This window comes from Plantactinospora sp. KBS50, assembly GCF_002285795.1.
GTDB lineage: Bacteria > Actinomycetota > Actinomycetes > Mycobacteriales > Micromonosporaceae > KBS50.
On the sequence record NZ_CP022961.1, the window covers coordinates 2,419,526 to 2,443,514 of the forward strand.

The following is a 23,989-nucleotide window of genomic DNA, read 5'->3' on the forward strand; positions in this document are numbered from 1 at the left end:
GCCCGGGTGATGGCAGGCTGCCTGCCATGACCCTCAAGCTGCGAACCGCGGCGGTGAGCGACCAGGGACTGGTGCGCAGCAGCAACCAGGACTCGGTGCACGCCGGAGAATGGCTGGTGGCCGTGGCCGACGGCATGGGCGGGATGGCCGCCGGTGACCTGGCCAGCGCGATCACCATCGAGGCGGTGTCCGGGCTGGACGTGCCGACCCCGGACGACGCGCTGGTGGTCGCCCTCCAGGGCGCCATCGAGGTCGCCAGCGGCCGGATCCGGGAGGCGGTCGAGGAGGACCCCAACCGGCAGGGCATGGGTACGACGCTTACCGCGCTGCTGCTGTCGGAGCCCGGGACCTGCCTGGCGGTCGCCCACGTCGGCGACTCCCGGGCCTACCTGTTCCGGGACGGGACCTTCGCCCAGGTGACCCGGGACGACACCTTCGTGCAGATGCTCGTCGACGAAGGGGTGATCACCGCGGAGGAGGCCAGCAGCCATCCGCGCCGGGCCGTGGTGACGCAGGCGTTGCAGGGCGAGACGGTACGGGCCGCGTACCTCACCGTCGATCCGCAGCCGGGGGACCGCTGGCTGGTGTGCAGCGACGGCCTGACCAACGTGGTCCGGGCGGACACCCTGGCCGAGGTGGTGAGCGGGTACGCCGACCGGGAGGACTGCGCGCACCGGCTGGTCGACCTCGCCCTGCGGGCCGGCGGGCCGGACAACATCACGGTGGTCGTGGCGGACGTGGTCGACGGTACGCCGGAGGGTGGGGTTCCGGCGGAGGGTGGGGTTCCGGCGGGCACGCCCACTCTGGGCGGTCAGGCTTGATCCCGTCGTGGGCGTGCCCGCCGGAACCCCCGACCGGGGTTCGGTCCGTCGGGGTGTGCCCGGCGGAACCCCCGACCGGGGTTCGGTCCGTCGGGGTGTGCCCGGCGGAACCCCCGACCGGGGTTCGGTCCGTCGGAGTGTGCCCGGCGGAACCCCCGACCGGGGTTCGGTCCGTCGGAGTGTGTTCGGCGAACCCCTGACCGGGGATGGTCGGTTGGGGTGTGCCCGGCGGAACCCCCGACCGGGGGACGGTCGACGGGGTGTGACTGAGCAGAGGGCGGGTGGTGCGCCGGTTGGCGCACCACCCGCCCTCTGCCCGACCCCGCCGGAGCCGGAAGGTCTTTCAGGGGGTTCAGTAGGTGTCGACGAGCTGGCCGCGCAGCTTGGTCAGGGCGCGGGCGAGCAGCCGGGAGACGTGCATCTGCGAGACGCCGATCTGCTCGGCGATCTGCGACTGGGTCAGGTTGCCGTAGAACCGCAGCGTGAGGATCTTCTGCTCGCGCTCGTCGAGGGTGGCGAGCGCCGGGCCGAGGGCCACCCGCAGCTCGGCCAGCTCGAACTCGCCGTCCTCGCCGCCGAGCATGTCGCCGAGTTCGGTCGCCCGCTCGCCGTCGCCGGTCGGGGTGGACAGCGACACGGCGTTGTACGCCCGTGCGCCCTCCAGACCCTCCAGCACCTCTTCCTCGGTGACCTTCAGGTGGGCGGCGATGTCGGCGACCGTCGGCGACCGGCCGAGCGACTGCAGCAGCGTGCTGTTCGCCTCGGAGATGGCCAGTCGCAGCTCCTGGAGCCGGCGGGGGACCCGGATGTCCCAGGTGCGGTCCCGGAAGTGCCGCTTGAGTTCGCCGATGATGGTCGGGATGGCGTAGCCGGCGAAGTCGACGCCGCGGCTGGGGTCGAACTTGTCCACGGCCTTGATCAGGCCGACGGACGCGGTCTGCACCAGGTCGTCGCTGGGCTCGCCCCGGCCGCTGTAGCGGTGGGCGAGGTGCTGGGCCAGCGGCAGCCACGCCTCGATGGCCCTGGCCCGCAGCGCGGCGCGGGACGGGTGCCCGGCCGGCAGCGCGGCCATCGCCTGCAGCAGCTCGGTGGCGCTGTCGCCCGGCTGGGTCGCGGTCGGTGCGGTCGCGGGGGCGGTGGACTGCTGGGTCATCGTCGCGGTCATGGTGGTCCTCCCTGCACCTCGTCCGCGGATATAAGACAGCTGGTGCTTTTGAATGCTTCAGTTGGCCGTTCGAGGGAAACCCTAACCTGATCGGCCGCCAGAAATCTAGCCGAACGGCTGATGTATAAAGCTCGTGTAAGCCATCATTTGCGACATCTCGCCGGAGAATTTCGCCGCGATCCGGGGTTTCCGGGCGCCGGTGCCCGCCTGCCGGCCCGGGCTGCGCCCGACTCGCTGGCCACCGACTACCACCGCACCGACGGCTGTCCGGCTCCGGCGGTGAGCCGGCTCGCCGGTCGCCGGTCACCAGGTCCGGCGCAACCGGGCGCGCAGCGGCCGACCGTCCGGGTCGTAGATCAACCGGTACGCCGGCACGGCCCACAGCCTGGTGAGCCGGCCGAGTCGTTCGGGGGAGTGCGGCCGGAGTCGTCCCGGCGGCCGGGGACCCCGCCGCCCGCCGTCGTACCAGTCCTGCAGCGCGGTCGCGCTCGCCGTGATCGCCGCGACCGCGCTGTCCGGGTCCAGCAGGTCCGCGTCCTGGCTGCCGTCCGCGGCCCGGTCCAGGTGCTCGCGCCACAGCCGCAGCCGCAGTTCGCGGGCGTACCGGCGGGCGCCGTCGCCCAGCCCGGCCGGGTCGGCCGGCGCCCGGTCGTCGCGGGTGTCGTCCAGTACGGCGCAGGACAGTTCGCTGTCGTGCGTCCAGGACCGCCGGTTGAAGTTGTCGCTGCCGACGCTGGCCCAGACGTCGTCCACCACGCAGACCTTGGCGTGCACGTACACCGGCGTGCCGGAGTGGTTCTCCACGTCGAACACGTGCACCCGGTCCCCGGCGGCCCGCTGGCAGAGTTCCAGCGCCAGTTGCCGGCCGACCATGTTCGGCGGCAACGCGAACCGGCCGTCCACGTCCGGATGCCGGGGCACCACGGCGACCAGGTGCAGGTCGGGCTGCTCGCGCAGGGCGGCGGCGAACAGTTCGGCCACCTCCCGGGACCACAGGTACTGGTCCTCCAGGTACACCAGCCGGCGCGCCCGGCGTACCGCCTTGGTGTAGCCGCGGGCGATGCCGCGCTCGCCGCCGGGGGCGAACCGGTACGCCGGCCTCACCGCGGGGTACGTGCGCAGCACCTGGATCCGGTGCGGATCGGCCGGGGGCGGCTCCGGCGGCTGCGGCGGCAGCGGATCGGGCCGCAGGTCCGCGCCGCGCAGCCGGTCCCGCGCGTAGGCCACCGGATTCTCCGAGTCCAGCGGCATCGGGTCGGTCCAGCGCTCCCGGAACAGCGTGTCCAGCGCGGCCACCACCGGGCCGCGCAGTTCCAGGTGGACGTCGTGCCAGGGCGGGCGTTCGCCGTACCGCGGGGACATGCCCGCGGCCTGCGGGTCGCCGCGGTGCGCCGCGTCGTCCCGGCGGCTGTGGCACAGGTCGATCCCGCCGGCGAACGCGACGTCCCGCTCGGGCGCGCCCGGACGGCGCAGCACCACCAGCTTCTGGTGGTGCGACCCGAGCCGGCGGACCCGCTGGTCCAGCAGCACCTCACCGCCGGCCTGCGACACCCGCTCGCTGAGGTTGCGGTTCTCCTCCTCGCTGAACTCCAGGCTGTCCAGGTGGGACCGCCAGATCAGCCCCTTGACCAGTACGCCGCGGCCGGCGGCCGAGGCGAACAATTCGGCCACGGTGGGACCGTCCGGACGAAGACGTTCATCCGGGTCGCCTCGCCAGTCGACGAAGAACAGGTGGTCACCCGGGTCGAGCGCGGACACCTCGGTCACCAGCCGGTCGAAGTACGCCGCGCCGTGCACGAGCGGTTCGGCCCGGTTTCCCGAGCACCAGATGGGTAATCGGGTGGCGGGGTTGGCGCGTTCCCGTGCGGTCAGGAACCAGTCCTCGATCGCCACGTACCGCCCCTTCGAGGTCGACTACGCCCTCACCGTAGGACGGCCCGGACATCCGCGCACGTCGGAGAGTCCCCGCCGGCGGGGATGTCCGGGACGTCCGGCGCATCCGCAGGAACCTAGGCTGGGGAGGCCAGGATGAGCACCGATACGGCACGTACCGACACCGGCGGCGAGCGGCGCCCGGAGGAGGGCGACGGCGAGCGCGGAATTATGCTGGCCATGCTCGTGATGGTGCTGCTGGGCGTGGCGGGCATCTTCGTGACCACCTGAGCGCCGCCGCCGCGGGGGCGCGGTGCAGAAAGGCGCCCCCTTGCCGTTTTCCGTACCCGGAGAGTCCCGCGCCGCCGGTGCCGGCAGGAGCGGGCGACGATGACCACCTTCGCCGGGTCCGACGGAACGCCGCTGTACTACGAGGACCGCGATCACGACGGGGTCGATTCCGGCGTACCGCCGGTCGTCGCCCTGGCCGGTGGGGCGGCGCTGCACCCCGACTACCTCGGTGACCTGGCCGGGCTGGGTGACCGGCGGCGGCTGGTGGTGCCGCACCTGCGGGGCGTGGGCCGCTCCCCGCTGCCGGACGACGTGAAGCGGGCCTCGTTCTGGCGCCAGGCCGAGGACCTCGACCTGCTGCGGGCCGAACTCGGCCTGGACCGGCTGCTGGTGCTGGGGCATTCGGCCGGCACCCGGCTGGCGATCAGCTACGCGATCCGCTTTCCGGGCCGGGTGGCCGGCCTGGTGCTGGTCACTCCGCCGGTCAGCTATCCGCCGATCGGCCGCCTGGTGGACCAGCCCGCCGACACGGCGGCCCTGCTGCTGCGGCGGCAGGGCGAGCCGGCCATGGACGCCGCGGTCGCCGCCGCGGCGGCGGGACCCGAGACGTGGGACGACGCCGGGTTCAACGCCTGGCAGCAGCGGGTCGCCCCGCTCGGCTACGCCGCCTGGGGCGAGCGGGAGCGGGCACACGCCGCGGCCACGCACTACAGCTTCGCGGCGAACCGGGCGTACTTCAGCATGCCGGCGCCGGCGGACCTGGTCGCCCGGCTCGGCGCCGTCACCGCCCCGGTGCTGGTGGTGGCCGGCGGCGCCGACTGCGCCGCGGGTGTCGCCCCGGTGGCCGCGCTGGCCCGGCTGTTTCCGGCGGGCCGGGCCGAGGTGATCGACGGCAGCGGCCACTTCCCGTGGGTGGAGCGGCCGGCGGCGTTCCGGCGGGCGGTCGACGGCTTCCTCGACGCGCTGCCCTGACCCGTCCCGCGCCGCCCCGACCGTCCCGCGGCGATCGGCCGGCCCCGGCAGGCGCTGCGCCCACATCGGATGGCGCGCCCACATCGGATGGCGCGCCCACATCGGATGGCGCGCCCACGCCGGGAGGCGCGCCCACGCCGGGAGGCGCGCCGGCCGCCCCGGGAGGCGCGCCGGCCGCCCCGGGAGGCGCGCCGGCCGCCCCGGGTGGGGCGGCCGGCGTACCCGTTGCGGCTCAGGGCCGCGCGGTGCTGCCGTCGGTGTGCGGCAGCCGCTCGGCGGGGACCACGCCGAGCCGGCCGGCCTGGTAGTCCTCGAACGCCTGGATCAGCTCGGCGCGGGTGTTCATCACGAACGGCCCGTAGTGCGCCACCGGCTCCCGGATCGGCTGGCCGCCCATCACGTACAGCTCCAGGGCGGGGGTGTGGGCGTCCTGCTGGGCGTCCGCGGCGAACCGGATGGCGTCGCCCGGACCGTAAACCGCGAGCTGGCCGGTGCGCACCGGACGGCGGTCGGTGCCCACGGTGCCCCGCCCGGCCAGCACGTAGACCAGGGCGTTGAAGTCCGGCCGCCACGGCAGGTCCACCTCGGCGCCGGGCTGCACCGTCACGTGGCTGATCGTGATCGGGGTGTGCGTGCTGCCCGGTCCCTGGTGCCCGGCGACCTCGCCGGCGATCACGCGCAGCAGCGCGCCGCCGTCGGGGGTGCTGAGCAGGGCCACCTCCCGGCCGCGGATGTCCTGGTAGCGCGGCGGGTTCATCTTGGCCGCCCGGGGCAGGTTCACCCACAGTTGGAGGCCGTGGAACAGGCCGCCGCTGGTCACCAGATGCTCCGGCGGCGCCTCGATGTGCAGCAGGCCACGGCCTGCCGTCATCCACTGGGTGTCGCCGTTGGTGATCGTGCCGCCACCGCCGTTGGAGTCCTGGTGGTCGAAGATGCCGTCGATGATGTACGTGACGGTCTCGAAGCCGCGGTGCGGATGCCAGGCCGTGCCCTTCGGCTCGCCCGGCGCGTAGTCCACCTCGCCCATCTGGTCCAGGTGGATGAACGGGTCCAGCTCACTCATCGGCACGCCCGCGAAGGCGCGCCGGACCGGGAAGCCCTCGCCCTCGTACCCGCTGGGGGCGGTGACCACCCGACGGACCGGACGGTAGGTCGTGGTGGCCGGGTCCAGCCGGGGCAGCCGGGGCAGGACCAGAACGTCGTCGACGGTGATGGCAGGCATGGTGCGCTCCTTACTGGTTGCGCTGGGTCGGGGTGGCGGTGGTGGCGGCGTCGTCGCGGCCGCGCAGTCGGGCGCCGAGCCGCTGGAAGACCCGGGTGAGGCAGGCGATCTCGGCGTCGTCGAGGTCGTCCATCAGGTGCTCGCGGACCGCGGCCAGATGACCGGGCGCGGCCTCGCGCAGCGCGAGCAACCCGGCGGCGGTGAGCACCGCCTCCTGGCCGCGCCGGTCGGCCGGGCAGGCCTGCCGGGCCACCAGGCCGCGCCGCTGCATGGTGGAGATCTGGTACGTCAGCCGGCTCGGCGAGAAGACCAGCCGGCTGGCCAGCTCGCCCATCCGGAGTCGCTGATGTGGCGCCTCGGAGAGCAGCACCAGCACGTGGTAGTCGGCGAAGCTCAGCTCGCTTGTCGCGCGCAGATCCTCCTCCAGCCGGGTGAGCAGCAGTTGGCTGGACTCGATGTACGCCCGCCAGCAGGTCAGCGCCACCGGGTCGAGACCGTCCGTCATGACCACCACGATAGCACTAATTCAAAATTTAAACAGTTATCCGTGGCCTTGGTGACGCGGCTCTCCCGGCGAGCGTGGATGACGTGCTTCGCATTTGAACCAGGGCCCGTGCGGACCGGATACGGTGGCCCGATGGACGATCTCGACCTGCTCGACTGGCGTGAACGGGTGGCCCGGCTCTACCTGTCGGATCTCGACCTGGACGGCTTCCGGGCCGCCCGCGACGCCCTGTTCGCCGGGCACCCGGCCTCGCCGGTGGCCGGCCGGCCGGGCTTTCCCGGCCTCGACTACTTCCCGCCCGAGCCGGGTGCCGTCCTGGAACTCCCGCTGGAGCCGGCCGAGGGCGCCGAGTCGATCGACACCGGCGGGCCGGACGGCGTGGTGACGTACCGCCGGGTGGGGACCGCGCGCACGCCGTGGGGCGGCCTCACGCTGTGGTGGATCGAGGCGTACGGCGGTGGGCTGTTCGTGCCCTTCCGCGACGCCACCTGCGGCCGGGAGAGCTACGGCGGGGCCGCTACCTCACCGACACCGTGAAGGGCACCTTCGGGCGCGGGCTGGTGCTGCTGCCGGACCGGCGGGTGCGGCTGGACTTCAACTACGCGTACAACCCGAGCTGCTGCTACTCGGATGCCTGGGCCTGCCCGCTCGCCCCGCCGGAGAACTGGCTCGACGGCCCGGTCCGGGCGGGCGAACGGACGTACCGCGACAAGGGCTGACCTCGCCGGATCGGGCCATTGTATCGATATTCATCGAATGCAAGACTGGTCGCGCGGCCGTCCCTGACCTCGCCGCACGACCACGGAGGTGCCGATGTTCCGGACCCTCGGCGCGGTGCTGGCCGCCGCGACGCTGCCGCTGTCCGTCTGGGCCGCAGCGGCCGTCCCCGCCGGTGCGAACGGTCCCGCCGGTGCGAACGGTCCCGCCGGTGCGAACGGTCCCGCCGGGACGGCCGTCCCCGCCGGCGCGGCGGCCGTCCCGGCGGCCACCCCGACGGTGATCCTCACCTGCCCGCCGGCGCTGCCGATCAGCGGCCAGGTGACGGCGACGACCGCCACCAGCCTGACCGTCAGCTACTCGATGCTGCTCACGCCGCCCTGCGGCTACGACCCGCCGATCACGGTCACCCTCTTCACCAGCCAGGAGGACGCCGTGCAGTGGCGGAATCCGGTGGCCGAGGCCGTGTCCGGGCCGGAGCGCTACGGCAGCGTGACCATCGACGGCCTGACCCCGGACACCGCGTACTGGTTCCGGTTCGGCACCCTGGCCGGGCAGCAGGACCCGTACCTGATCGGCGGCCCGGCCCGGACCGCGGCGTCCACCGGCTGCGCCGCGACGGCCACCATCGACTCCGCATGGACCGGGGGATTCGTGGCCACCGTCACCGTGCGCAACATCGGCGACCGGCCGTTGCCGGGGTGGCGGGTCGGCTGGCGATGGTCCGGCGACGAGCGGATCCAGACGGTCTGGGGCGGGGTGCCGGCGGGCGCCGGCAGCGACGTCGTGGTCAGCGACGCGGGGTACAACGGCGCCGTGCCACCCGGCGGCTCGACCACGTTCGGCCTGCTCGCGGCCGGCACGGCGCCGTCCGGCATCTCGCCGACCTGCGGGTGAGCGGCGGCCGGTCGGCCCGATCGGCCCGGCCGGGGCGCCGGCGAGCCGTCTCCGCCGGCCGTGGGCGGCGGGAACGGCGTCGACCCGGCCCGTCCGGCGTTGCCGGTCGGTTCAGTGCGCCGCCTCGGGCGGGCGCATCGGCTGCCAGTTCAGCCGGCTCAACATCTGCCTGGCCTGCTCGGCGAAGTCGGCGTCGGCGGTCACCGCGTACTCGCTGGCCTGGAGCGAACTCGCGGAGCTGAAGTCCCGGCGTCCACCGGTCATCGCGTGCGCGATCGCCCCGAAGATGGCCCCCCAGATGGCGCCGATGATCAGCGCGATCACGATGATCGCCAGCCAGTTGCCGGCCGTGAAGATGCCGAACAGCAGGCCGATGAAGAGTCCGAACCAGGCACCGGTGCCGGCGCCGGCCAGGGCCGCCCGACCGGTGCTCATCCGGCCCAGCACGCTCTCCACCAGCCGCAGGTTCGTCCCGACGATCGCCGTGTGCTCCACCGGGAACCGATTGTCCGCCAGGTAGTCCACCGCCTGCTGCGCCGACACGTAGTCCGGGTACGACCCGATCGTCACGCTGGCCCGACCGTTCTGCGGGCCACCGTCGCCGCTGGGCGGGCTGATCGGCCGGCCGGTCGGCCCGGGCGGGAACGTGCTGGTGCTGGCGCCCGACGGTGTCGGCACCCAGCCCGGTGTGGTGTTCCTGGTCATGAGCTGCCTCCTTCGTCGGCCGCTGGATTCCCGGTCGGTACGGCGGTAACCGTCCGTCACCCGCCCGATCGTCCGTCCGCTCTCGTTGATCACGGCGGGCGTGTCCCGACCCTGGTTGCCGAAACCGTCGCGACGGCGCTCGATAGGATCAGCCGGGTGAGCCGGGACAGAACGGGCGTGCTGGTGGTCGGGGCCGGCATCGCGGGCGTGTCCTGCGCCCGGGAACTGGCCGCGGCGGGCGTACCGGTGCGGATCCGTGAGCGGGCGCGGGTGCCCGGCGGCCGGATGGCCAGCCGGCGGTTCGACGGGCGCCCCGCGGACCTCGGCGCGGCGTACTTCACGGTCAGCGACCCGGACTTCGCCGCGGTGGTCCGGCGGTGGGCCGCCGCCGGGCTGGCCCGGGAGTGGACCGACACCTTCGTCGCGTACGACGCCACCGGCCGCACCGAGCGGCCCGGTCCGGTGCGCTGGGCGGCCCCGGGCGGCCTGCGCAGCCTGGTCACACAGCTTGCCGGCGGGCTGGACGTGACGACGGACCGGCTGGTCACCATGGTGGAGCCGGGACCGCTGGTGGACTCCGAACCGGTCGAGGCGGTGGTGCTGGCCATGCCCGGCCCACAGGCCGCCCGGCTGCTCGACACCCCTCTCGCCGCCGCCGTGCGGGCCACCCGGGCGCGGCGCTGGGCACCCAGCCTCGCGGCGGTGCTCCGCTATCCGCGACGGTCGTGGGTGGACTTCGCCGGCGCCTTCGTGAACGACCATCCCGTGCTCGCCACCGTCTGCGACGACGGGGACCGCCGCGGCGACCGGGCGCCGGTGCTGGTGGCGCACACGACCGCGGAGTTCGCCGGCCGGTACCTGCCCCAGCCGAGCCTGGCCGGCCCGGAGATCGACCGTGCGGTCCGGGACCTGCTGGCCCTGCCGGATCCGGCGGCCGAGGTCTTCGTGCACCGGTGGACGTACGCCCGTCCGGAGCCGGCCGCGGCCGCGGACCCTGAGGCCGCCGACCCGGCCGCCGCCGACGCTGCGGTCACCGACGCTGCGGTCACCGACGCTGCGGTCACCGACCCGGGCGCCGCGGATTCCGGCGGCGCCGGGTACCACCTGGACGACGACGGCATCGGCCTGGCCGGCGACGCGTTCGGTACGCCAAAGGTGCAGACCGCCTGGTGTTCCGGCCGAGCCCTCGGGAGGGCGCTCGCCGCCCGGTTGCGCTGAGTCGCCCGGTTGCGTTGACTCGCCCGGTTGCGTTGACTCGCCCGGTTGCGTTGATTCGCCCGGACCGCGCGCTCAGGCGGCGGATTCCGCCGGCTCCCGGCCCGCTGCCGCGGGCGTCGATCGCTCGCCCCGACGGTCCAGCCAGCGCATCACCGGCGTGGCCGCCACCCCGTGCCCGACCACCGAGACCACCACCACCAGGCCCACGGTGGCCCACAGCAGGTCCGCCTGCGGGAAGCGGACGTGGGACATGGCGTACGCGAGGTAGTAGAACGAACCGACACCGCGGATGCCGAACAGCGCGATCACCCAGTGCTCGGCCGGCCGGCCCGGTGTGCCGCGCAGCGACAGCCACGCGGCGACCGGCCGGACCACCAGCACCAGGGCCAGCCCGACGGCCGCGGCCGGCCAGGTGATCGGCGCCAGCAACCCACCCACCACCGCGCCGCCGAACAGCAGCAGCAACAGCACCGTGAGCAGCCGTTCCACCTGTTCGGCGAAGTCGTGCAGCACCTGGTGGAACTCGTGCGACCGCTCGGCCGAGCGGATCGCCCGCGCGGCCACGAACACGGCCAGGAAGCCGTACCCGCCGGCCACCTCGACCAGCCCGTACGCCAGGAAGGTGGCGGCCAGCACCAGGAAACCCTCGGCGTGCCGGGCCAGCCGCAGCGTCTCCGACGGCGCCCGGAAGAACAGCTTGCCCAGCAGCCACCCGATCAGCAGTCCGCCGCCGACCCCGACGGCCAGCCGGTAGAGCACGTCCACGGTGAGCCAGTGCGCGACCCAGCCCGAGGGTGCCAGCCCGGCCGAGGCGATCGCGATGGCCGCGTACACGAAGGGGAAGGCCAGCCCGTCGTTCAGGCCGGCCTCGGAGGTGAGCGCGAACCGCACCTCGTCCTCGGAGTCCTCCACGTCGGTGGGCTCGCCGACCTGCACGTCCGATGCGAGCACCGGGTCGGTCGGCGCGAGCGCGGAGCCCAGCAGCAGCGCGGCGGCCGGCACCAGGCCGGCCCACCACCAGCCGAGCAGCGCGACCGCGCCGATGCACAGCGGCATGGCCACCGCCAGCAGGCGACCGGTGGCCGACCAGGCGCGCCAGCCGAGCGGCCGGTCGATCTTGAGACCGGCGCCCATCAGCGCCACGATGACCCCCACCTCGGTCAGATGGGTGGTCAGCGCCGGACCGGTCAGCGGGTCGGGCCGGGGCAGCCCGGTCGGCAGCAGGAACAGCAGCATGCCCAGGCCGAGGAAGGCGATCGGCATGGACAGCGGGCGGTGCTCCACCAGCCGGGGCAGCACCCCGGCCAGCAGCGCCGCCAGTCCGGCGAGGGCGAACCCCAGATCGACCAGGTCCACGGGCGGCTCAGGCGAGGCCGCTCAGCGGCGACTCGCCGAACGCGGCCAGCAGGTCGGCCGGGTCCTCGTACACGGCGATCGCCCCGGCGCCGGCCAACTCCTCCCGGCTGGTGCCGCCGCAGGTCAGACCGATGCAGCCGACGTCGAGCTTGGCGGCGGCCACCACGTCCCAGACCGAGTCGCCCACGAACAGCGCCCGGTCCGGATCCAGCCCGGCCCGCTCCAGCGCGGTGGCCACGATGTCCGGCGCGGGCTTGCTGGCCCGCGCGTCGGCCGACGAGGTGATCGCGTGCACCACGTCGTCGACCCCGAGCACGGCCCGCAGCGCGGCCAACTCCGGCTCGGCCGCCGAACTGGCCAGCACCACCCGCAGCCCACCGGCCGCGCAGGCGCGGACCAGGTCGGTGGCCGCGGGCAGCGGCCGCAGCCGTTGCCAGTACGTCGCGAACAGCGTGCTGTGCGCCGTGACCAGTTTCTGATCCGCGTCCCGGTCCCGCTCGTCGGTCAGCAGATGGTCCAGCAACTGGTCCGAACCCATCCCGATGGCCCGGTGGATGCGGGCCATCGGGACGTCGTGGCCCTGCTGACGGAACGCCTGCCACCAGGAGACCGTGTGCAGGTACGTGGTGTCGACGAGGGTGCCGTCGACGTCGAAGAGCACCCCGGCGGGGCGGTTGGCGGGCATGCGTCCCTCCTACCCCGGGTCCGCACCGCCGATGCGCGATCCGGCGGGTGGGATCAGCATCTCGAACCACACGGTCGAGCCGCGGACCGTCGGGTCGGTGCCCCAGGCGTCGCTGAGCTGCTCGATGAGACCCAGCCCCCGGCCGCGGCTGCTCAGCGTGTCGGTGTGCGCGCGTACCACCCGGCCGCGGGTGCCGCTGTCGGCCACCGACACCAGCAGCCGCTCCGGGGTCAGGTCGATCTCGACCCGGGCGGCCGTCCCCGCGTGCAGCAGGGCGTTGGTGGTCAGCTCGCTGGTGCAGAGCACCGCGGCGCCGATCACCTGCTCCGGCACCCGCCACTCGGCGAGCTGGTCGGTCATCCAGTGCCGCACCCGGCCCGGCGCCGTCGGCTCGGCCGGCACCTCCATCACCGCGGACCGGCTCGGCGAGACCGCGAGTTCGACCGCGAGCACCGCCACGTCGTCCTCGGTGGCGCCGGGCACCGCCGTGCTGGCCACCGAGCACAGGGTGCGCGGGTCACCGGCCGGTGCGCCGCCCACCACCGCCGCCAGCCGGTCGAACCCGGCGCCCAGGCCCTGCTGGCGGCGCTCGATCACCCCGTCGCTGTACAGCAGCAGCGTGTCGCCGGCGGCCAGCCGTACGGCGGTGGCGGTGCGCCGGCCGCCGAGCCCGAGCGGCGCCCCCGGCGGGATGTCCAGGTACTCGGCGGCGGCGACACCGTCCGGCCCGACCCGGCGCAGCAGCGGCGCCGGGTGGCCGGCGCTGGCGATGCGCATCCGCCCGTCGTTCGGCTCGATCACGCCGTACACGACCGTCACGAACAGTTCGTCGCTGCTGGCCTCGGCGCCCAGGCTGGACACCAGCCGGTCCAGCCCGCGCAGCACGCCGGCCGGCTCGGGGTCGGCGAGCGCCAGGGCGCGCAGCGCCGCCCGTACCTGGCCCATCACCGCCGCGGCCTGCACGTCGTGGCCCGCGACATCGCCCAGGACGACGGCCAGCTCGCCCTCGGAGAGCCGGAAAGCGTCGTAGAAGTCGCCGCCGGCCGCGTTGCCGTCGACGCCCGGCTCGTACCGGGCGGCCAGCCGGAGCTGGGGCAGATCGGGCAGGTTGTCCGGCAGCATGCTGCGTTGCAGGAGCTGGGCGGTGCCGTGCTGGTTCTCGAACCGCCTGGCCCGCTCCGCCGCCTGGGCCACCAACTCGGCCGCGGCGGCCAGCAGCGCGCGCTCCGCCGGGGCCCAACCGTGCGGATCCCGGTAACCGACGGTGAGCGCGCCGCGCAGCGACGGCGTACGCAGCGGCAGCGCGGCGAGCGCGCGGACCAGTTGGTCGTGCCGGTCGGCCGCGGTCGCCTGCAACGGCCGACCGTCGGCCACGAAGACCGGTTGCCCGCTGCGGGCGGTGTCCACCAGCGGTGCGGGGGAGTCCTCCGGGTGGTGCCGCCACAGCGGTGGGAGGCGCTCGTCCACCTCGTCCAGCTGGTCGCTGCGGACCCGACGCACCAGCCGCCAGGCCGGCCCGTCGTCGACCCCGAAGGCCACCTGCTCAGCATCGAAGGAGGCCAGCGCGTACCGCAGCGCCACCCGGGCCACGTCGTTCAGGGTCAGGCTGCCGGACAGCGCGGTGGTGAGTTCGCCGAGGTTGCGCAGCCGCTGGGTCATCTGCGCCGTCTCCACGGCCACGATGAGGACGCCGAGGACGGCGCCCCGCTCGTCCCGGACCGGGGAGTGGCCGCGGGCGAAGACCCGGTACTCCGGGCGGGTGGGGTCGGCGCCGTCGACCGGGAAGACCTGTTCGGGTTCCTGGCCCGGCTCGCCGGTGCGGTAGACCCGCTCCACCGCGTCGCCGACCCCGGGCCGCCGCCACTCCCGCGCCAGACCCTCGGCGCCGGGCCGGCCGAAGGCCGCCGGGTGGTACGTCCCGATCAGCGCGGCGAACGCGTCGTTGTAGACCAGGCGGTGCTCCGGGCCGCAGGCCACGGCCATCGGTACGGCGGCGTCCAGCGCCAGCTGCACGGCGGTACGCAGCGCGGGCGGCCACTCCTGCGCGGGGCCGAGCTGGGCGTCCGGCCAGGCCCGGCCGGCCGGCGTGACCGCGCCCGGACGCGGCACCGGGGCCACCGGGGCGGTGGGCGCCGGCGTCCGCCCTGCCGTACCTGACATGGTTGCACTGTAACGGGCCGAAACACACGAATCATGATCCACGAGGTGTGTGGCTGACCTCGGGGCCGGGACGTATCAGGCGGGCGGGCCGTCAGGTCCGGACGCCGGCGTCCCGGGCGAGCGCGCAGACCGCCAGCAGCCGCAGCAGCACCCAGTCCGGGTCGGACCAGTTCACCGGGCCGGCCGGCGGCCGCCAGCCGTGCTCGGCGGCGGCGGTCCGCACGCCGTCGGCGTACGCCGCGAGCAGCGTGGGCGTCGGCGGTCCCGCCGCCGGGTCCGCCGGCGCCCCGCCGATCCCGTCCCGGACCGCGGCCGCGTGCTGGTCGACCGCGGCCAGCAGCCCCGGCCGGGTGCCCGCGGCGACCAGCCCGGCCGCGCCGAACGACGACAGCAGGGCGGCGAGCGACGGCGGTGCCGGACGGCGGCGGGACCGGCGGCCCACCGCGGCGAAGGCTCTCATGGCGCCGACGCTACCCGCCGGTACCGTCCGCGGCCCTCGGCCGGTCGGCGGAGCGCCCGGCCTCGACCGGGCCGGCCCGCGGGCCGACCCGGACGGCGAACATGGGACGACTTGCGGCCACCCCCGCCGGCCGGGCCGGGCGCGGCGCCGTGGATACCGGCCGGGCATCCGGGGTACTGGCCCGGCATCCTGCATGCACGGGAGGCGTGATGAGCGGACCAGACGACCCGGCCGCGGCCCGGCGTACCGGTGCGGGCGGCCGGGCGTCCGCGCGGGCCGATGGGCCGGACGCGGCGCACCGGCGGCCCGCCGGCCTGGACGACGAGACGGTGGCGGCGCTCGGCAGGCTCGGCGAGGCGCTGGAGACGGTGGAGCGGGCGCGCGGGCACCTCTACTCGCTGCACCAGCTCACCGGGCAGGCCGACCTGCTGCTGGACGAGGTGGTCGCGCTCCTGCGGGCGGCCGGGCACGCCGCGCTCGCGGAGCGGATCGACCGGGAACTGATCGGCCGGAACGTGGTCGCCGGCCGGTGGACCTTCCAACTCGTCGAGGACTACGACGACGGGTACTACGCGGTGTTCCGGGACATCGAGCACGCTGCCCGGACCGGACTCGCCGGCGGCCGGCGGCACCTCTACGAGGCGGAGATGAAGGAACGGCGGCGCAGCCACGGCGTACCCGGTCACGAGGCCCGGCCGGCGCGCGGGTGAGGCCCGGCGGTGAGGCGCGGCGGTGAGGCGCGCGGGTGAGGTCCGGCGGCGACGCCGGTTACTCGCCGACCTCGACGTCGGCCGGGCGGCGCCGGTGCGCGTCGTCGGCGATGATGACGGTGGCCACCAGGAGCGCCACGCACATGCTGAACAGCCAGGACTCGTCCGCGAGCAGTCGGGCGGCCACGGGAGCCTGGAGCGCGACCAGCACGAAGCCGATCCACGAGAGGCGGCGCTGGCGCATGCTGAGGAATCCGGAACCCTGATGCATCCGGCAAGTCTCCCCGCTGTCGGGATGGATTCCCTCAGCCGATCGGGCCATTTCCCGTGAACATATATCCGTTTTGTTCCCCGCAATCCGGCATCTCGGCGGCCGCCCACCCTCAGCCGCCGCCGGTCAGGTCACGGCGGCGGAACGCGAGCGCCGCCACCCCGGACAGTACGCCGGCCAGCAGCACCAGCAGCACCACGGCGGTGCCGCTGATCCCCTCCAACGGGTAGTCGCCGACGTGCTCGAACGGCGACAGGTGCAGCGCGATGTCCGGCAGGTCGAGGATGGCGGCGAAGTAGCCGGCGATCAGCCCGTAGCCGACCACGACCCAGACCACCGGCAGCGCCCGCGGCGCCGCCGCGTAGAGCAGCGCGGCGGCGGCGAGGACCAGCCAGACCGCCGGCGCGTGGGCGAGGTGTCCGATCAGGACGGTGCCGATCAGTCCCGCGTCCGCCGTGCTCACCGCCGCTCCGACACCGACGCCGAGGCCGGCGACGAGCAGCAGCCAGGGTACGCCGAGCGCCGTGACGGCGATGTGGCTGCCGATCCAGGCGGGCCGGCCGACCGCGGTGGCCAGCACGGGTTCGGTGCGACCCTCGGTCTCCTCGGTGCGCAGCGTGTGCACGGCGAGCACCACGTACACGCCGACCGCGAGGGCCATCGTCAGTCCCATCATGGCGAGGTACCCGTCGAGCAGGTTCGCCGGGCCGCCCATGATGGCCAGCATGTCCTCGGGCGCGTTGCGGAAGCCGTCCAGCAGCGGCCGGGTGAACGATCCGTACGCCAGGCCGGCGGCCAGCAGCGCCGCGGTCCAGCCGATCAGGCCGGCCCGGTGCAGCCGGAACGCGAGCGCGAGCGGGCTGGCCAGCCAGGCGGCGGCCCGGGGCGCGCCCGGACGCGGCGGCACCAGGCCGGCGCCGAGGTCGCGGCGCCCCGACAGCAGGTAACCGGCCGCTGCCGTGACCGCCGCGAAGGCCAGCGAGACCGCCAGCGGCCACCAGCGGTCGTGGACGTACGGCGCGGTCTGCTGCGACCAGCCGATCGGCAACAGCCAGGACAGCCAGGACGGCCCGCTGCCCTGCACCGCCGCCATGTCGCCGAGTCCACGCAGGACGAATGCGGCACCCAGCGCGGCGCCGGCCATCCCGGCGGCGGCGCGCGGGTACTCGGACAGCTGGACGGTGAGCGCGGCGATCCCGGCGAAGGCCAGCGCCACCGCGCCGACGGAGGCGCCGAACAGCAGCGAGCCGCCGGCGTCGAACCCGCGGCCGGCCATCGTCCCGGCGATCAGCAGGGCGACCAGCACCGCCATCGCGGCGGCCAGCAGCAGCGCGGCGGTGAGCTGGGCGTACCGGCCCACGACGTTGGCCCGGACCAGCTCGGCGCGGCCGGAGCGTTCCTCGGCCCGGGTGTGCCGCACCACCGTGAGCAGTCCCATCAGCCCGGCGCCGACCGCCACGTACAGGCCGTACTGGCCGGCGAGGAAGCGCTCGACGGTCAGGTCGTCGAACCCGAAACCGGGACCGCCGAACAGCGCGCCGGCCGGGCTGCCGGAGAACGCGGTCAGGCCGGCCAGGTCCTGCGGGGTCTGCACGATCGTGTCGAGCGCGGTGGCGAAGTACGTCATCAGCAGCGTCAGGCCCAGCGTCCAGGCGGGCAGGCGGATCCGGTCGCGGCGCAGCATGAACCGCAGCAGCGTGCCGATTCCGGTGACGGCGCCGCCCGGCCGCGCCGGTGCGGCGACCGGTCGGTCCATCGTGGTGGTGGTCATCGCGCCGCCTCCGCCGCGGTCTCCGCCGCCGTCTCCGTCGTCGTTCCCGTCGTCGTCTCCTCCGTCGGGTCGGCGCCGAACCGGTCGCCGTAGTGGCGCAGCAGCAACTGCTCCAGCGTCGGCGGCCGGACGGTCAGCCCCTGCACGTCGAGGTCACCCAGCCGGCGTACCACCGCCGCGAGGTGCTCGCCGTCGACCTCGAAGCGCAGGTGGCCGTGCTCGGTGCGCAGCCCGTGCACCCCGGCCGTCCCGGCCAGGACGTCGGCCGGCCGGTCGGTGACGGCGTCCACCGAGGTACGGGTCAGGTGGCGCAGGTCGGTCAGCGAGCCCGTCTCGACGATCCGGCCCTGCCGGATGATCGAGATCTGGTCGGCGAGCACCTCGACCTGGGCGAGGATGTGGCTGGACAACAGCACGGTGCGGCCGGCGTCCCTGGCCTCCCGGATGCACTCCTGGAACACCGCCTCCATCAGCGGGTCCAGCCCGGCGGTGGGCTCGTCGAGCAGCAGCAGCTCGACGTCGCTGGCCAGCGCCGCGATCAGGGCGACCTTCTGCCGGTTGCCCTTGGAGTAGGTGCGGCCCTTCCGGCTCGGGTCGAGGTCGAAGCGCTGGCACAGCTCGTCGCGGCGGACCGGGTCGGCGCCGCCGCGCAGCCGGGCGAACAGGTCGATCGCCGCGCCGCCGGTGAGGTTGGGCCACAGCTCCACGTCGCCGGGCACGTACGCGAGCCGGCGGTGCAGGCGCACCGCGTCGCTCCACGGGTCGCCGCCGAGCAGCCGGGCCTGGCCGGCGTCGGCGCGCAGCAGACCGAGCAGGATCCGGATGGTGGTGGACTTGCCGGCGCCGTTGGGGCCGAGAAAGCCGTGCACGGTGCCGGGTTCCACCCGCAGGTCGAGCCCGTCCAGGGCGCGGACCCGGCCGAAGGACTTACGGATGTGGTGCATGTCGATGGCAGCGGTCATCGTCGCAGACCTCGTCTTGGGAGGATTCGGGGCAGTCCGGGTTCCGATGTGGTCGGACACCCGGCGCGGTGCGCGGAACGGGGGGCACGCCGGGGCGTGCCGGCTAGGATGCGGTGCGGTCCTCCGGGCCGGCCGGCGGCGGGTCCGGCACGAACATCAGGTATTCGTCGAGCATCGTGCGGTCGACCAGCAGACCCTCGGTGAACAGTTCCAGGGCGGGCAACGCCAGCTGCTCGACGTACCGGCGGAACAGGCCGGCGAACTCCGCCGGCTCGGCGTCCGCGCCGTGCAGCGTGAACCAGAGCACCATGCTGCCGGTGTTCTGGTAGGCCAGATACCGGGTGCGCGCGGCCCGGTCCCGACTGGGCCGCAGCACCCCGGCGGCCTCGCCCGCCGACAGGTACTGCTCCGCGTCGACGATCAGCTGCTCGACCAGCTCGCGCGCCAACTCGCCGCCGGCCTGCATGCTGCGCAGCAGGTAGCGCACGATCGGGGCGAACCGCTCCACCTGCGCCATCTGGGCCAGCAGCATCGCCCCGGTGCCGTCGGTCAGCGCCCTGGTCTTCTCCTCGCGCAGGATCCGCAGCACGTGCCCGTCGCAGGCGCGGCGCAGTCCGTCCTTGGACCCGAAGTGATGGATCACCAGCCCGGCGGTCACGCCGGCGTCGGCCGCGACGGTCCGCAGCCCGACCCCGAAGCCGTCCCGGGCGAACCGCGCGACGGCGGCGTCACGGATCCGGCTCACGGTGGCGGACTCCCCGCCGCCGCCCGCGGATCCCCCGGTCCCGGTCGCCATGACACCAGATTAAACACTCGTTCAATGGTGCGCAACGGTGGGCCGCCGGGCGGCTCGCTTCCGGTGCCGGCTCCCTGGTATTAGGCTCTGGACCGGTAAAGCAGCCGGGTGCCAACCCGGCCGCGCCGACGGGGGAGGAAGTTGCCATGTCCAACGCGGCCCCGATCGCCGGCGGCACCGCACCGCCGGCCCGCCCGCTCATCCGGCCCCGGGCGTCCCTGCTGCTGCTCGGCTACCTGGCGTTCGTCAGCCTCGGGTTGCCCGACGGCCTGCTCGGGGTGGGCTGGCCGTCGATCTCGGCCGACTTCCAGGTCCCCGCGGCGGCCGTCGGGCTGCTGCTGACCGCCGGCACCGCCGGCTACCTCACCTCCAGCGTGATCGCCGGGTTCGCGGTCGCGCGGATCGGCATCGGCTGGCTGCTGGCCGGCAGCACCGCCCTGATGGGCCTCGCGCTGGCCGGCTACGCCGGATCGCCCGTCCTCGCGGTGATGGTCGGCTGTGCGCTGGTGGCCGGCCTCGGCTCCGGCGCCATCGACAGCGGCCTGAACGCGTACGCCGCATCGGCCTTCGGGCCGCGACACATGAACTGGATCCACGCCTTCTTCGGGTTGGGCGTCGCGGGCGGACCGATGATCATGACGGCGACGCTCGACTCGGGCCTCGGCTGGCGCTGGGGATACGGCACCGTCGCCCTGGCCCAGGCCGGACTCGCCGTGGCGTTCATGCTGAACGTGCGCTCCTGGGCCGCCGGCCGGCCCGCCGCGCCGGCCGGGGACGCGGCGGACGCCGGAGGCACCGGCGGCGCCGTACCGATCGGGCGGACCCTCCGGCTGCCGGCGGTCTGGCTCGGCGCGCTGGCCTTCGCCGTGTACGTCGCCGTCGAGATCGGCGCGGGGCTGTGGGCGTACACGGTGTTGACCACCGGCCGGAACATGGGCACGACGGCGGCCGGGATGGTGGTGACGCTCTACTGGGGCAGCCTCTTCGTCGGCCGGGTCGTGCAGGGCTTCGTCGCCGAGCGCCAGGGCACCCGGGGCGTGCTGCGGGCCAGCCTGCTCGGCATGGTCGTCGGGGCCGGCGTGCTGGCCGTACCCGGGCCGGGCTGGCTGGCCGCGGTCGGCCTGGCGGTGCTCGGCTTCGCCGCCGCCCCGGTCTTCCCGCTGCTCACGCTCACCACGGCGGACCGGGTGGGTGCCGCGCACGCCGACCGGGTGATCGGGGTGCAGATCGCCTCGGCCGGCCTCGGGGGCGCGTTGATCCCGGCCGGGATCGGCGTGCTGCTGGGCTGGTACGGCCCGGTGGCGCTCGGCCCGACCCTGCTGGTGCTCTCCGCGGTGCTGACCGCGCTCTACCTGCTCACCGAACGCCGACCCGCCGCGCCGCCACCCTCCGCACGGGCGCTCTGACCAACGGGCCGGCGCCGGGCCGGCTGCTGGGGTGGGTGTCAGTTCGGGCCGGTGCGTCCGGTGGTGGACGGCCGGAACGGGCGCTGCGGGTCGGTCGGGTCCCGCCCCGAGTCGTCGGTGGCGTCCGGCTCGACGGAACTCGTGTGCCGCTCGTCGGTGGCGGTCGGCCCGTGGCCGAACGCCGACTCCTCGCCGGCGTCGTTGCCCGTCGCGTCATCGACCTGCCCGTCACCGGGGGAGGTGGCGATGGCCTGCTCCAACTCGCTGAGCGGCAGGCGTTCCTCGTCGCGCCACACGCGCGGATCGTTGTCGGTCATGCCTGCAGCCGTACCCCGGCGGCCGGGCACCAAACGGCGCCGGCCGCCGGGTCGCGGCTACCAGCGCTGGGTCTCGGTGTTGTGTCCCAGCGCCGCCCAGACCTCGTTGATGGTCCGGTACTCGACGTCGTCGGGCAGCCGGTCCAACTCCGCCAGGATGTCGCTCGGTGCCTCGTTCTCCTCGGCGTTCGCGCGCAGCGTCAGCCGGTCGCCGGGCAGCGCGGCGAGGGTGATGAACCGGCCGAGCCGGCTGCGCTGCTCGACCTCCTCGGAGGTCATCCCCTGCGGTGCTCCACTGCGCCGGTCACCCGCCGGCGCCGTCGTCGCCTCCGGCTGGTCCTCGCCGGCCGGCTCCGGGGTACGCCACTCCTCCGCCCGGGAGCCGGCGGTGTGCCGTAGCTGCTCGTTGGCCTCCCGACTCATCTGGTCGTCGACGCGCGGTCCGTGCTTGCTGTTGCCACGTTCCATACCGAGTGCGCTACCCGCGGGTATGCCGGCTAAACGCCGGCCGGGGCTCGGGCGGGACGCGGACGGCGCACCGTCGTTTGTCGCCGGTGGCGCCGGGAACCCGACCGGTCGACTGGAAGGGGGACCGGCATGCCCGGACGCGAGGTACTGCCCAGCACGCTGCGCCGCTCCGATCGGAAGGCGCAGGAGACCTGGATCAAGACCCACGACTCGGCCGTCGCCACCTACGGCGAGGGGCAGCGGGCGCACCGTACCGCCTTCGCGGCGGTGAAGAACACGCACGAGAAGGTCGGCGACCACTGGGAACCGAAGCGCCGGCGGGGGCCGAGCGACGCCCAGGCCGCGGGCGGCGGTCCGGCCCGCCGGGCGCCCACGGCCGGCGGGGTGGATGCCAACGCGCCGAAGGAGCACCTGATGGCCGTGGCGCGCAAGCTCGACGTACCGGGCCGGTCCCGGATGACCAAGGGGGAACTGGTCACGGCGATCCAGAAGGTGAACAACCGGCGCACCACCGCGGCCCGGGGCCGCAGCGCCAGTTCGGCGGCCCGGGGCCGCAACGCCGGTTCGGCGGGCCGGGGTCGCAGCGCCGGTTCGGCGGGCCGGGGTCGCAGCGCCGGTTCGGCGACCCGGGGCCGCGCCGGCAACCGGGCCGGGCGCGGGCGCTGACCCGCGGATCACCGCGGCCGGCCGATCACCGCGGCCGGCCGATCACCGCGGCCGGCCGATCACCGCGGCCGGCGGATCACCGGGCGCGCCGGGCGGACGGTCACCAGCCGGTCGACTGCCCGCCCGGGGCGCCCAGGTGCACCACCTTGGTGACGGTCATCTCGTCCAGCAGCTCGGGGCCGTACCCGAAGCCGTCCCCGCTGCCGCGGCGCGGCTGCGCGGCACCGCCCGGGGCACCGCCGAAGACCGCGTTGATCTTCACGGTGCCGACCGGCAACTCCCGCCAGGCGCGTTGCGCCCGGGACATCGAGCCGGTCAGCACGGTCGCCGCGAGGCCGTACCGCGAACTGGCCGCCCGGGACAGCGCCTCGTCGAAGGACTCGACCACCATCACCGGGGCCACCGGGCCGAACGTCTCCTCCCGCATCACCGCCATCCGGTCCGTGCAGTCGCTCAGCACGGTGGCCGGGTAGAACGCGCCGGGGCCGGCCGGCACCTCGGCACCGATGAGCGCCCGCGCACCGTCGGCGAGCGCCGCGCTGACCTGACCGTGTACGTGGTCGCGCTGGCGCCGGTCGACCAGCGGACCCAGCTCGGTCAGCGGATCCCGGCCCGGTCCCGTCCTGATGGCGTCGGCCCGCTCCACGAGGGCGCTCAGGAACCGGGCCGACGCGTCGCGCAGCACGTAGATCCGTTCCACCGCGACACAGAGCTGCCCGGCGTTGGTGAAGGCGCCGAGCGCGGCCTGTTCGGCCGCCCACTGCGGGTCCACGTCGGCGTCCACGATCAGCGGGTCGCTGCCGCCGTTCTCCAGCAACGGCTTGGCGTACGTGCGGGCGCAGGTGGCCGCGATGGCCCGCCCGGTGGCGGTGGAGCCCACGTGGGCCACCAGGTCCACCTCGGCGGCGGCCAGCGCGGCGCCGACCGGGCCGTCGCCGGTCAGCAGCGACAGCACGCCGGAGGGCAGGTGCTGGTCCAGCAGCCGGGCCAGCAGCCAGCCGCTCGCCGGGGTCCGCTCGCTGGGCTTGTACACCACCGCGTTGCCGGTGACCAGGGCGGCGCCCAACAGGCCGCAGGAGACGGCCACCGGGTCGTTCCACGGGGTGAGCACGGCCACCACGCCCCGGGGCTGCGGCACCATCACGTCGATCGCGTCCGGCGCGCCCAGCAGCGACCGGCCCCGGTGCACCGGGCCGAGTTCGGCGTACTGGCGCAGCGTCGCCACGCCGGCGGCCACCCCGCCGCGGGCGGTGCCGATCGGCCGGCCCATCTCGGCGGTCTGCGCGGCCGCGAGTTCGTCGGCCGCGGCCTCCACCGCGTCGGCCGCCCGGTGCAGCGCGGCGGCGCGCTCGGCGGCCGGGGTGGCCGCCCAGCCGGTCGCGGCCGTCCGGGCGCCCTTCACCGCGGCGGCCACCGCCTCCGGGCTGGCCGTCGGCGCCGTGGCCACCGGCGTGTCGTCGGCCGGGTCCCGCACCACGACCTCGCCCGTTCCGTTCCCGGCGCCCCAGGCACCCGCTACGAGCTGCTGTACGTTGTACATGCGCAGCAGGGTGCCCCGGTCCGGGCCGAACAAACG

The 23,989-nt window shown here is 74.9% G+C and carries 22 protein-coding genes and 3 pseudogenes; 9 read left to right on the forward strand and 16 right to left on the reverse strand.

All coding sequences use genetic code 11. The features are described 5' to 3' along the window. Positions 1-26: 26 nt before the first annotated feature. Positions 27-743, forward strand: a pseudogene (locus CIK06_RS10715) (PP2C family serine/threonine-protein phosphatase); the annotation flags it as partial. Between the two features lie 430 nt (positions 744-1,173). Here CIK06_RS10715 and CIK06_RS10720 read toward each other — a convergent pair. Further along, on the reverse strand, positions 1,174-1,986 hold the full coding sequence (locus tag CIK06_RS10720) for a SigB/SigF/SigG family RNA polymerase sigma factor (protein WP_369916130.1): 813 nt from the start codon (positions 1,984-1,986) through the stop codon (positions 1,174-1,176). A 303-nt stretch (positions 1,987-2,289) separates the two neighbouring features. Continuing rightward, a complete protein-coding gene (locus CIK06_RS10725; RefSeq protein ID WP_095564706.1) occupies positions 2,290-3,879 on the reverse strand; it encodes a phospholipase D-like domain-containing protein in 1,590 nt (529 codons plus the stop codon). A gap of 135 nt (positions 3,880-4,014) precedes the next feature. On the opposite strand from CIK06_RS10725, the gene CIK06_RS31855 reads away from it, so the two are divergent. Next, positions 4,015-4,149 carry a hypothetical protein gene (locus CIK06_RS31855; protein ID WP_255408567.1) on the forward strand — a complete coding sequence of 45 codons (135 nt, stop codon included), beginning with the start codon at positions 4,015-4,017 and terminating at the stop codon, positions 4,147-4,149. 99 nt (positions 4,150-4,248) lie between these two features. Further along, on the forward strand, positions 4,249-5,121 hold the full coding sequence (locus CIK06_RS10730) for an alpha/beta fold hydrolase (protein WP_095564707.1): 873 nt from the start codon (positions 4,249-4,251) through the stop codon (positions 5,119-5,121). Between the two features lie 232 nt (positions 5,122-5,353). On the opposite strand, the gene CIK06_RS10735 is transcribed toward CIK06_RS10730, so the two are convergent. After that, a complete protein-coding gene (locus tag CIK06_RS10735) occupies positions 5,354-6,343 on the reverse strand; it encodes a pirin family protein (protein ID WP_095564708.1) in 990 nt (329 codons plus the stop codon). A gap of 10 nt (positions 6,344-6,353) precedes the next feature. Next, entirely contained in the window at positions 6,354-6,848 is a 495-nt protein-coding gene (locus CIK06_RS10740; RefSeq protein WP_095567726.1) for a MarR family winged helix-turn-helix transcriptional regulator, read from the reverse strand. 132 nt (positions 6,849-6,980) lie between these two features. Between CIK06_RS10740 and CIK06_RS10745 the strand changes: the two are divergent. Both CIK06_RS10745 and CIK06_RS10750 read left to right on the forward strand, forming a co-directional pair. Beyond that, a pseudogene (locus CIK06_RS10745) lies at positions 6,981-7,567 on the forward strand (DUF1684 domain-containing protein). Between the two features lie 94 nt (positions 7,568-7,661). Then, on the forward strand, positions 7,662-8,462 hold the full coding sequence (locus tag CIK06_RS10750) for a cellulose binding domain-containing protein (RefSeq protein WP_095567727.1): 801 nt from the start codon (positions 7,662-7,664) through the stop codon (positions 8,460-8,462). A gap of 111 nt (positions 8,463-8,573) precedes the next feature. Here CIK06_RS10750 and CIK06_RS10755 read toward each other — a convergent pair whose 3' ends face one another. Next, positions 8,574-9,167, reverse strand: coding sequence for a general stress protein (locus tag CIK06_RS10755; RefSeq protein WP_095564709.1), 594 nt, complete (start codon positions 9,165-9,167; stop codon positions 8,574-8,576). Between the two features lie 177 nt (positions 9,168-9,344). Between CIK06_RS10755 and CIK06_RS10760 the strand changes: the two genes are divergently transcribed. Continuing rightward, a complete protein-coding gene (locus tag CIK06_RS10760; RefSeq protein ID WP_095564710.1) occupies positions 9,345-10,385 on the forward strand; it encodes an NAD(P)/FAD-dependent oxidoreductase in 1,041 nt (346 codons plus the stop codon). Positions 10,386-10,457: 72 nt separating this feature from the next. Here the strand turns inward: CIK06_RS10760 and CIK06_RS10765 are convergent, their stop codons facing one another. The 4 genes from CIK06_RS10765 to CIK06_RS10780 form a co-directional block, all read right to left on the reverse strand. Then, positions 10,458-11,741, reverse strand: coding sequence for a sodium:proton antiporter (locus CIK06_RS10765; RefSeq protein ID WP_095564711.1), 1,284 nt, complete (start codon positions 11,739-11,741; stop codon positions 10,458-10,460). A gap of 7 nt (positions 11,742-11,748) precedes the next feature. Next, positions 11,749-12,426, reverse strand: a complete 678-nt coding sequence (locus CIK06_RS10770) for an HAD family hydrolase (RefSeq protein ID WP_095564712.1) — start codon at positions 12,424-12,426, stop codon at positions 11,749-11,751. Between the two features lie 9 nt (positions 12,427-12,435). After that, positions 12,436-14,586 carry an ATP-binding SpoIIE family protein phosphatase gene (locus tag CIK06_RS10775; protein WP_095564713.1) on the reverse strand — a complete coding sequence of 717 codons (2,151 nt, stop codon included), beginning with the start codon at positions 14,584-14,586 and terminating at the stop codon, positions 12,436-12,438. 91 nt (positions 14,587-14,677) lie between these two features. Further along, the gene (locus tag CIK06_RS10780; RefSeq protein ID WP_095564714.1) at positions 14,678-15,046 is read right to left on the reverse strand and encodes a DUF6401 family natural product biosynthesis protein; all 369 of its coding nucleotides are present in this window, start codon (positions 15,044-15,046) and stop codon (positions 14,678-14,680) included. A 209-nt stretch (positions 15,047-15,255) separates the two neighbouring features. Between CIK06_RS10780 and CIK06_RS10785 the strand changes: the two genes are divergently transcribed. Further along, a complete protein-coding gene (locus CIK06_RS10785; RefSeq protein WP_232534143.1) occupies positions 15,256-15,756 on the forward strand; it encodes a hypothetical protein in 501 nt (166 codons plus the stop codon). Between the two features lie 58 nt (positions 15,757-15,814). Here the strand turns inward: CIK06_RS10785 and CIK06_RS10790 are convergent, their stop codons facing one another. The 4 genes from CIK06_RS10790 to CIK06_RS10805 form a co-directional block, all read right to left on the reverse strand. Continuing rightward, entirely contained in the window at positions 15,815-16,027 is a 213-nt protein-coding gene (locus CIK06_RS10790) for a hypothetical protein (protein WP_095564715.1), read from the reverse strand. 112 nt (positions 16,028-16,139) lie between these two features. Next, positions 16,140-17,798, reverse strand: coding sequence for an ABC transporter permease (locus CIK06_RS10795; RefSeq protein ID WP_095564716.1), 1,659 nt, complete (start codon positions 17,796-17,798; stop codon positions 16,140-16,142). After that, positions 17,795-18,760 carry an ABC transporter ATP-binding protein gene (locus CIK06_RS10800; RefSeq protein ID WP_232534144.1) on the reverse strand — a complete coding sequence of 322 codons (966 nt, stop codon included), beginning with the start codon at positions 18,758-18,760 and terminating at the stop codon, positions 17,795-17,797. Before CIK06_RS10800 ends, CIK06_RS10795 begins: the two co-directional genes overlap by 4 nt. 103 nt (positions 18,761-18,863) lie before the next feature. Then, complete coding sequence (locus CIK06_RS10805; protein ID WP_095564717.1) at positions 18,864-19,556, reverse strand: TetR/AcrR family transcriptional regulator; 693 nt, start codon at positions 19,554-19,556, stop codon at positions 18,864-18,866. A gap of 146 nt (positions 19,557-19,702) precedes the next feature. Between CIK06_RS10805 and CIK06_RS10810 the strand changes: the two genes are divergently transcribed. Then, positions 19,703-20,962, forward strand: coding sequence for a sugar MFS transporter (locus CIK06_RS10810; protein ID WP_095564718.1), 1,260 nt, complete (start codon positions 19,703-19,705; stop codon positions 20,960-20,962). Between the two features lie 38 nt (positions 20,963-21,000). On the opposite strand, the gene CIK06_RS10815 is transcribed toward CIK06_RS10810, so the two are convergent. Both CIK06_RS10815 and CIK06_RS10820 read right to left on the reverse strand, forming a co-directional pair. Beyond that, on the reverse strand, positions 21,001-21,279 hold the full coding sequence (locus tag CIK06_RS10815) for a hypothetical protein (RefSeq protein ID WP_095564719.1): 279 nt from the start codon (positions 21,277-21,279) through the stop codon (positions 21,001-21,003). Positions 21,280-21,336: 57 nt separating this feature from the next. After that, positions 21,337-21,747, reverse strand: a complete 411-nt coding sequence (locus tag CIK06_RS10820; protein WP_095564720.1) for a DUF2795 domain-containing protein — start codon at positions 21,745-21,747, stop codon at positions 21,337-21,339. Between the two features lie 129 nt (positions 21,748-21,876). On the opposite strand from CIK06_RS10820, the pseudogene CIK06_RS10825 reads away from it, so the two are divergent. Beyond that, positions 21,877-22,284 (forward strand): annotated as a pseudogene (locus CIK06_RS10825) (ChaB family protein); the annotation flags it as partial. A 229-nt stretch (positions 22,285-22,513) separates the two neighbouring features. Here CIK06_RS10825 and CIK06_RS10830 read toward each other — a convergent pair. Beyond that, the gene (locus tag CIK06_RS10830; protein WP_095567729.1) at positions 22,514-23,953 is read right to left on the reverse strand and encodes an aldehyde dehydrogenase; all 1,440 of its coding nucleotides are present in this window, start codon (positions 23,951-23,953) and stop codon (positions 22,514-22,516) included. Positions 23,954-23,989 lie beyond the last annotated feature (36 nt).

Bases quoted from the DNA above. Each gene is read 5' to 3' on its own strand.
- CIK06_RS10815 (WP_095564719.1), bottom strand. From the start codon at position 21,279: ATGACCGACAACGATCCGCGCGTGTGGCGCGACGAGGAACGCCTGCCG.
- CIK06_RS10805 (WP_095564717.1), bottom strand. From the start codon at position 19,556: ATGGCGACCGGGACCGGGGGATCCGCGGGCGGCGGCGGGGAGTCCGCC.
- CIK06_RS10830 (WP_095567729.1), bottom strand. From the start codon at position 23,953: ATGTACAACGTACAGCAGCTCGTAGCGGGTGCCTGGGGCGCCGGGAAC.
- CIK06_RS10795 (WP_095564716.1), bottom strand. From the start codon at position 17,798: ATGACCACCACCACGATGGACCGACCGGTCGCCGCACCGGCGCGGCCG.
- CIK06_RS10755 (WP_095564709.1), bottom strand. From the start codon at position 9,167: ATGACCAGGAACACCACACCGGGCTGGGTGCCGACACCGTCGGGCGCC.
- CIK06_RS10820 (WP_095564720.1), bottom strand. From the start codon at position 21,747: ATGGAACGTGGCAACAGCAAGCACGGACCGCGCGTCGACGACCAGATG.
- CIK06_RS10785 (WP_232534143.1), top strand. From the start codon at position 15,256: ATGAGCGGACCAGACGACCCGGCCGCGGCCCGGCGTACCGGTGCGGGC.
- CIK06_RS10780 (WP_095564714.1), bottom strand. From the start codon at position 15,046: ATGAGAGCCTTCGCCGCGGTGGGCCGCCGGTCCCGCCGCCGTCCGGCA.
- CIK06_RS10775 (WP_095564713.1), bottom strand. From the start codon at position 14,586: ATGTCAGGTACGGCAGGGCGGACGCCGGCGCCCACCGCCCCGGTGGCC.
- CIK06_RS10740 (WP_095567726.1), bottom strand. From the start codon at position 6,848: ATGACGGACGGTCTCGACCCGGTGGCGCTGACCTGCTGGCGGGCGTAC.
- CIK06_RS10750 (WP_095567727.1), top strand. From the start codon at position 7,662: ATGTTCCGGACCCTCGGCGCGGTGCTGGCCGCCGCGACGCTGCCGCTG.
- CIK06_RS10790 (WP_095564715.1), bottom strand. From the start codon at position 16,027: ATGCATCAGGGTTCCGGATTCCTCAGCATGCGCCAGCGCCGCCTCTCG.
- CIK06_RS31855 (WP_255408567.1), top strand. From the start codon at position 4,015: ATGAGCACCGATACGGCACGTACCGACACCGGCGGCGAGCGGCGCCCG.
- CIK06_RS10720 (WP_369916130.1), bottom strand. From the start codon at position 1,986: ATGACCGCGACGATGACCCAGCAGTCCACCGCCCCCGCGACCGCACCG.
- CIK06_RS10800 (WP_232534144.1), bottom strand. From the start codon at position 18,760: ATGACCGCTGCCATCGACATGCACCACATCCGTAAGTCCTTCGGCCGG.
- CIK06_RS10730 (WP_095564707.1), top strand. From the start codon at position 4,249: ATGACCACCTTCGCCGGGTCCGACGGAACGCCGCTGTACTACGAGGAC.
- CIK06_RS10810 (WP_095564718.1), top strand. From the start codon at position 19,703: ATGTCCAACGCGGCCCCGATCGCCGGCGGCACCGCACCGCCGGCCCGC.
- CIK06_RS10735 (WP_095564708.1), bottom strand. From the start codon at position 6,343: ATGCCTGCCATCACCGTCGACGACGTTCTGGTCCTGCCCCGGCTGCCC.
- CIK06_RS10770 (WP_095564712.1), bottom strand. From the start codon at position 12,426: ATGCCCGCCAACCGCCCCGCCGGGGTGCTCTTCGACGTCGACGGCACC.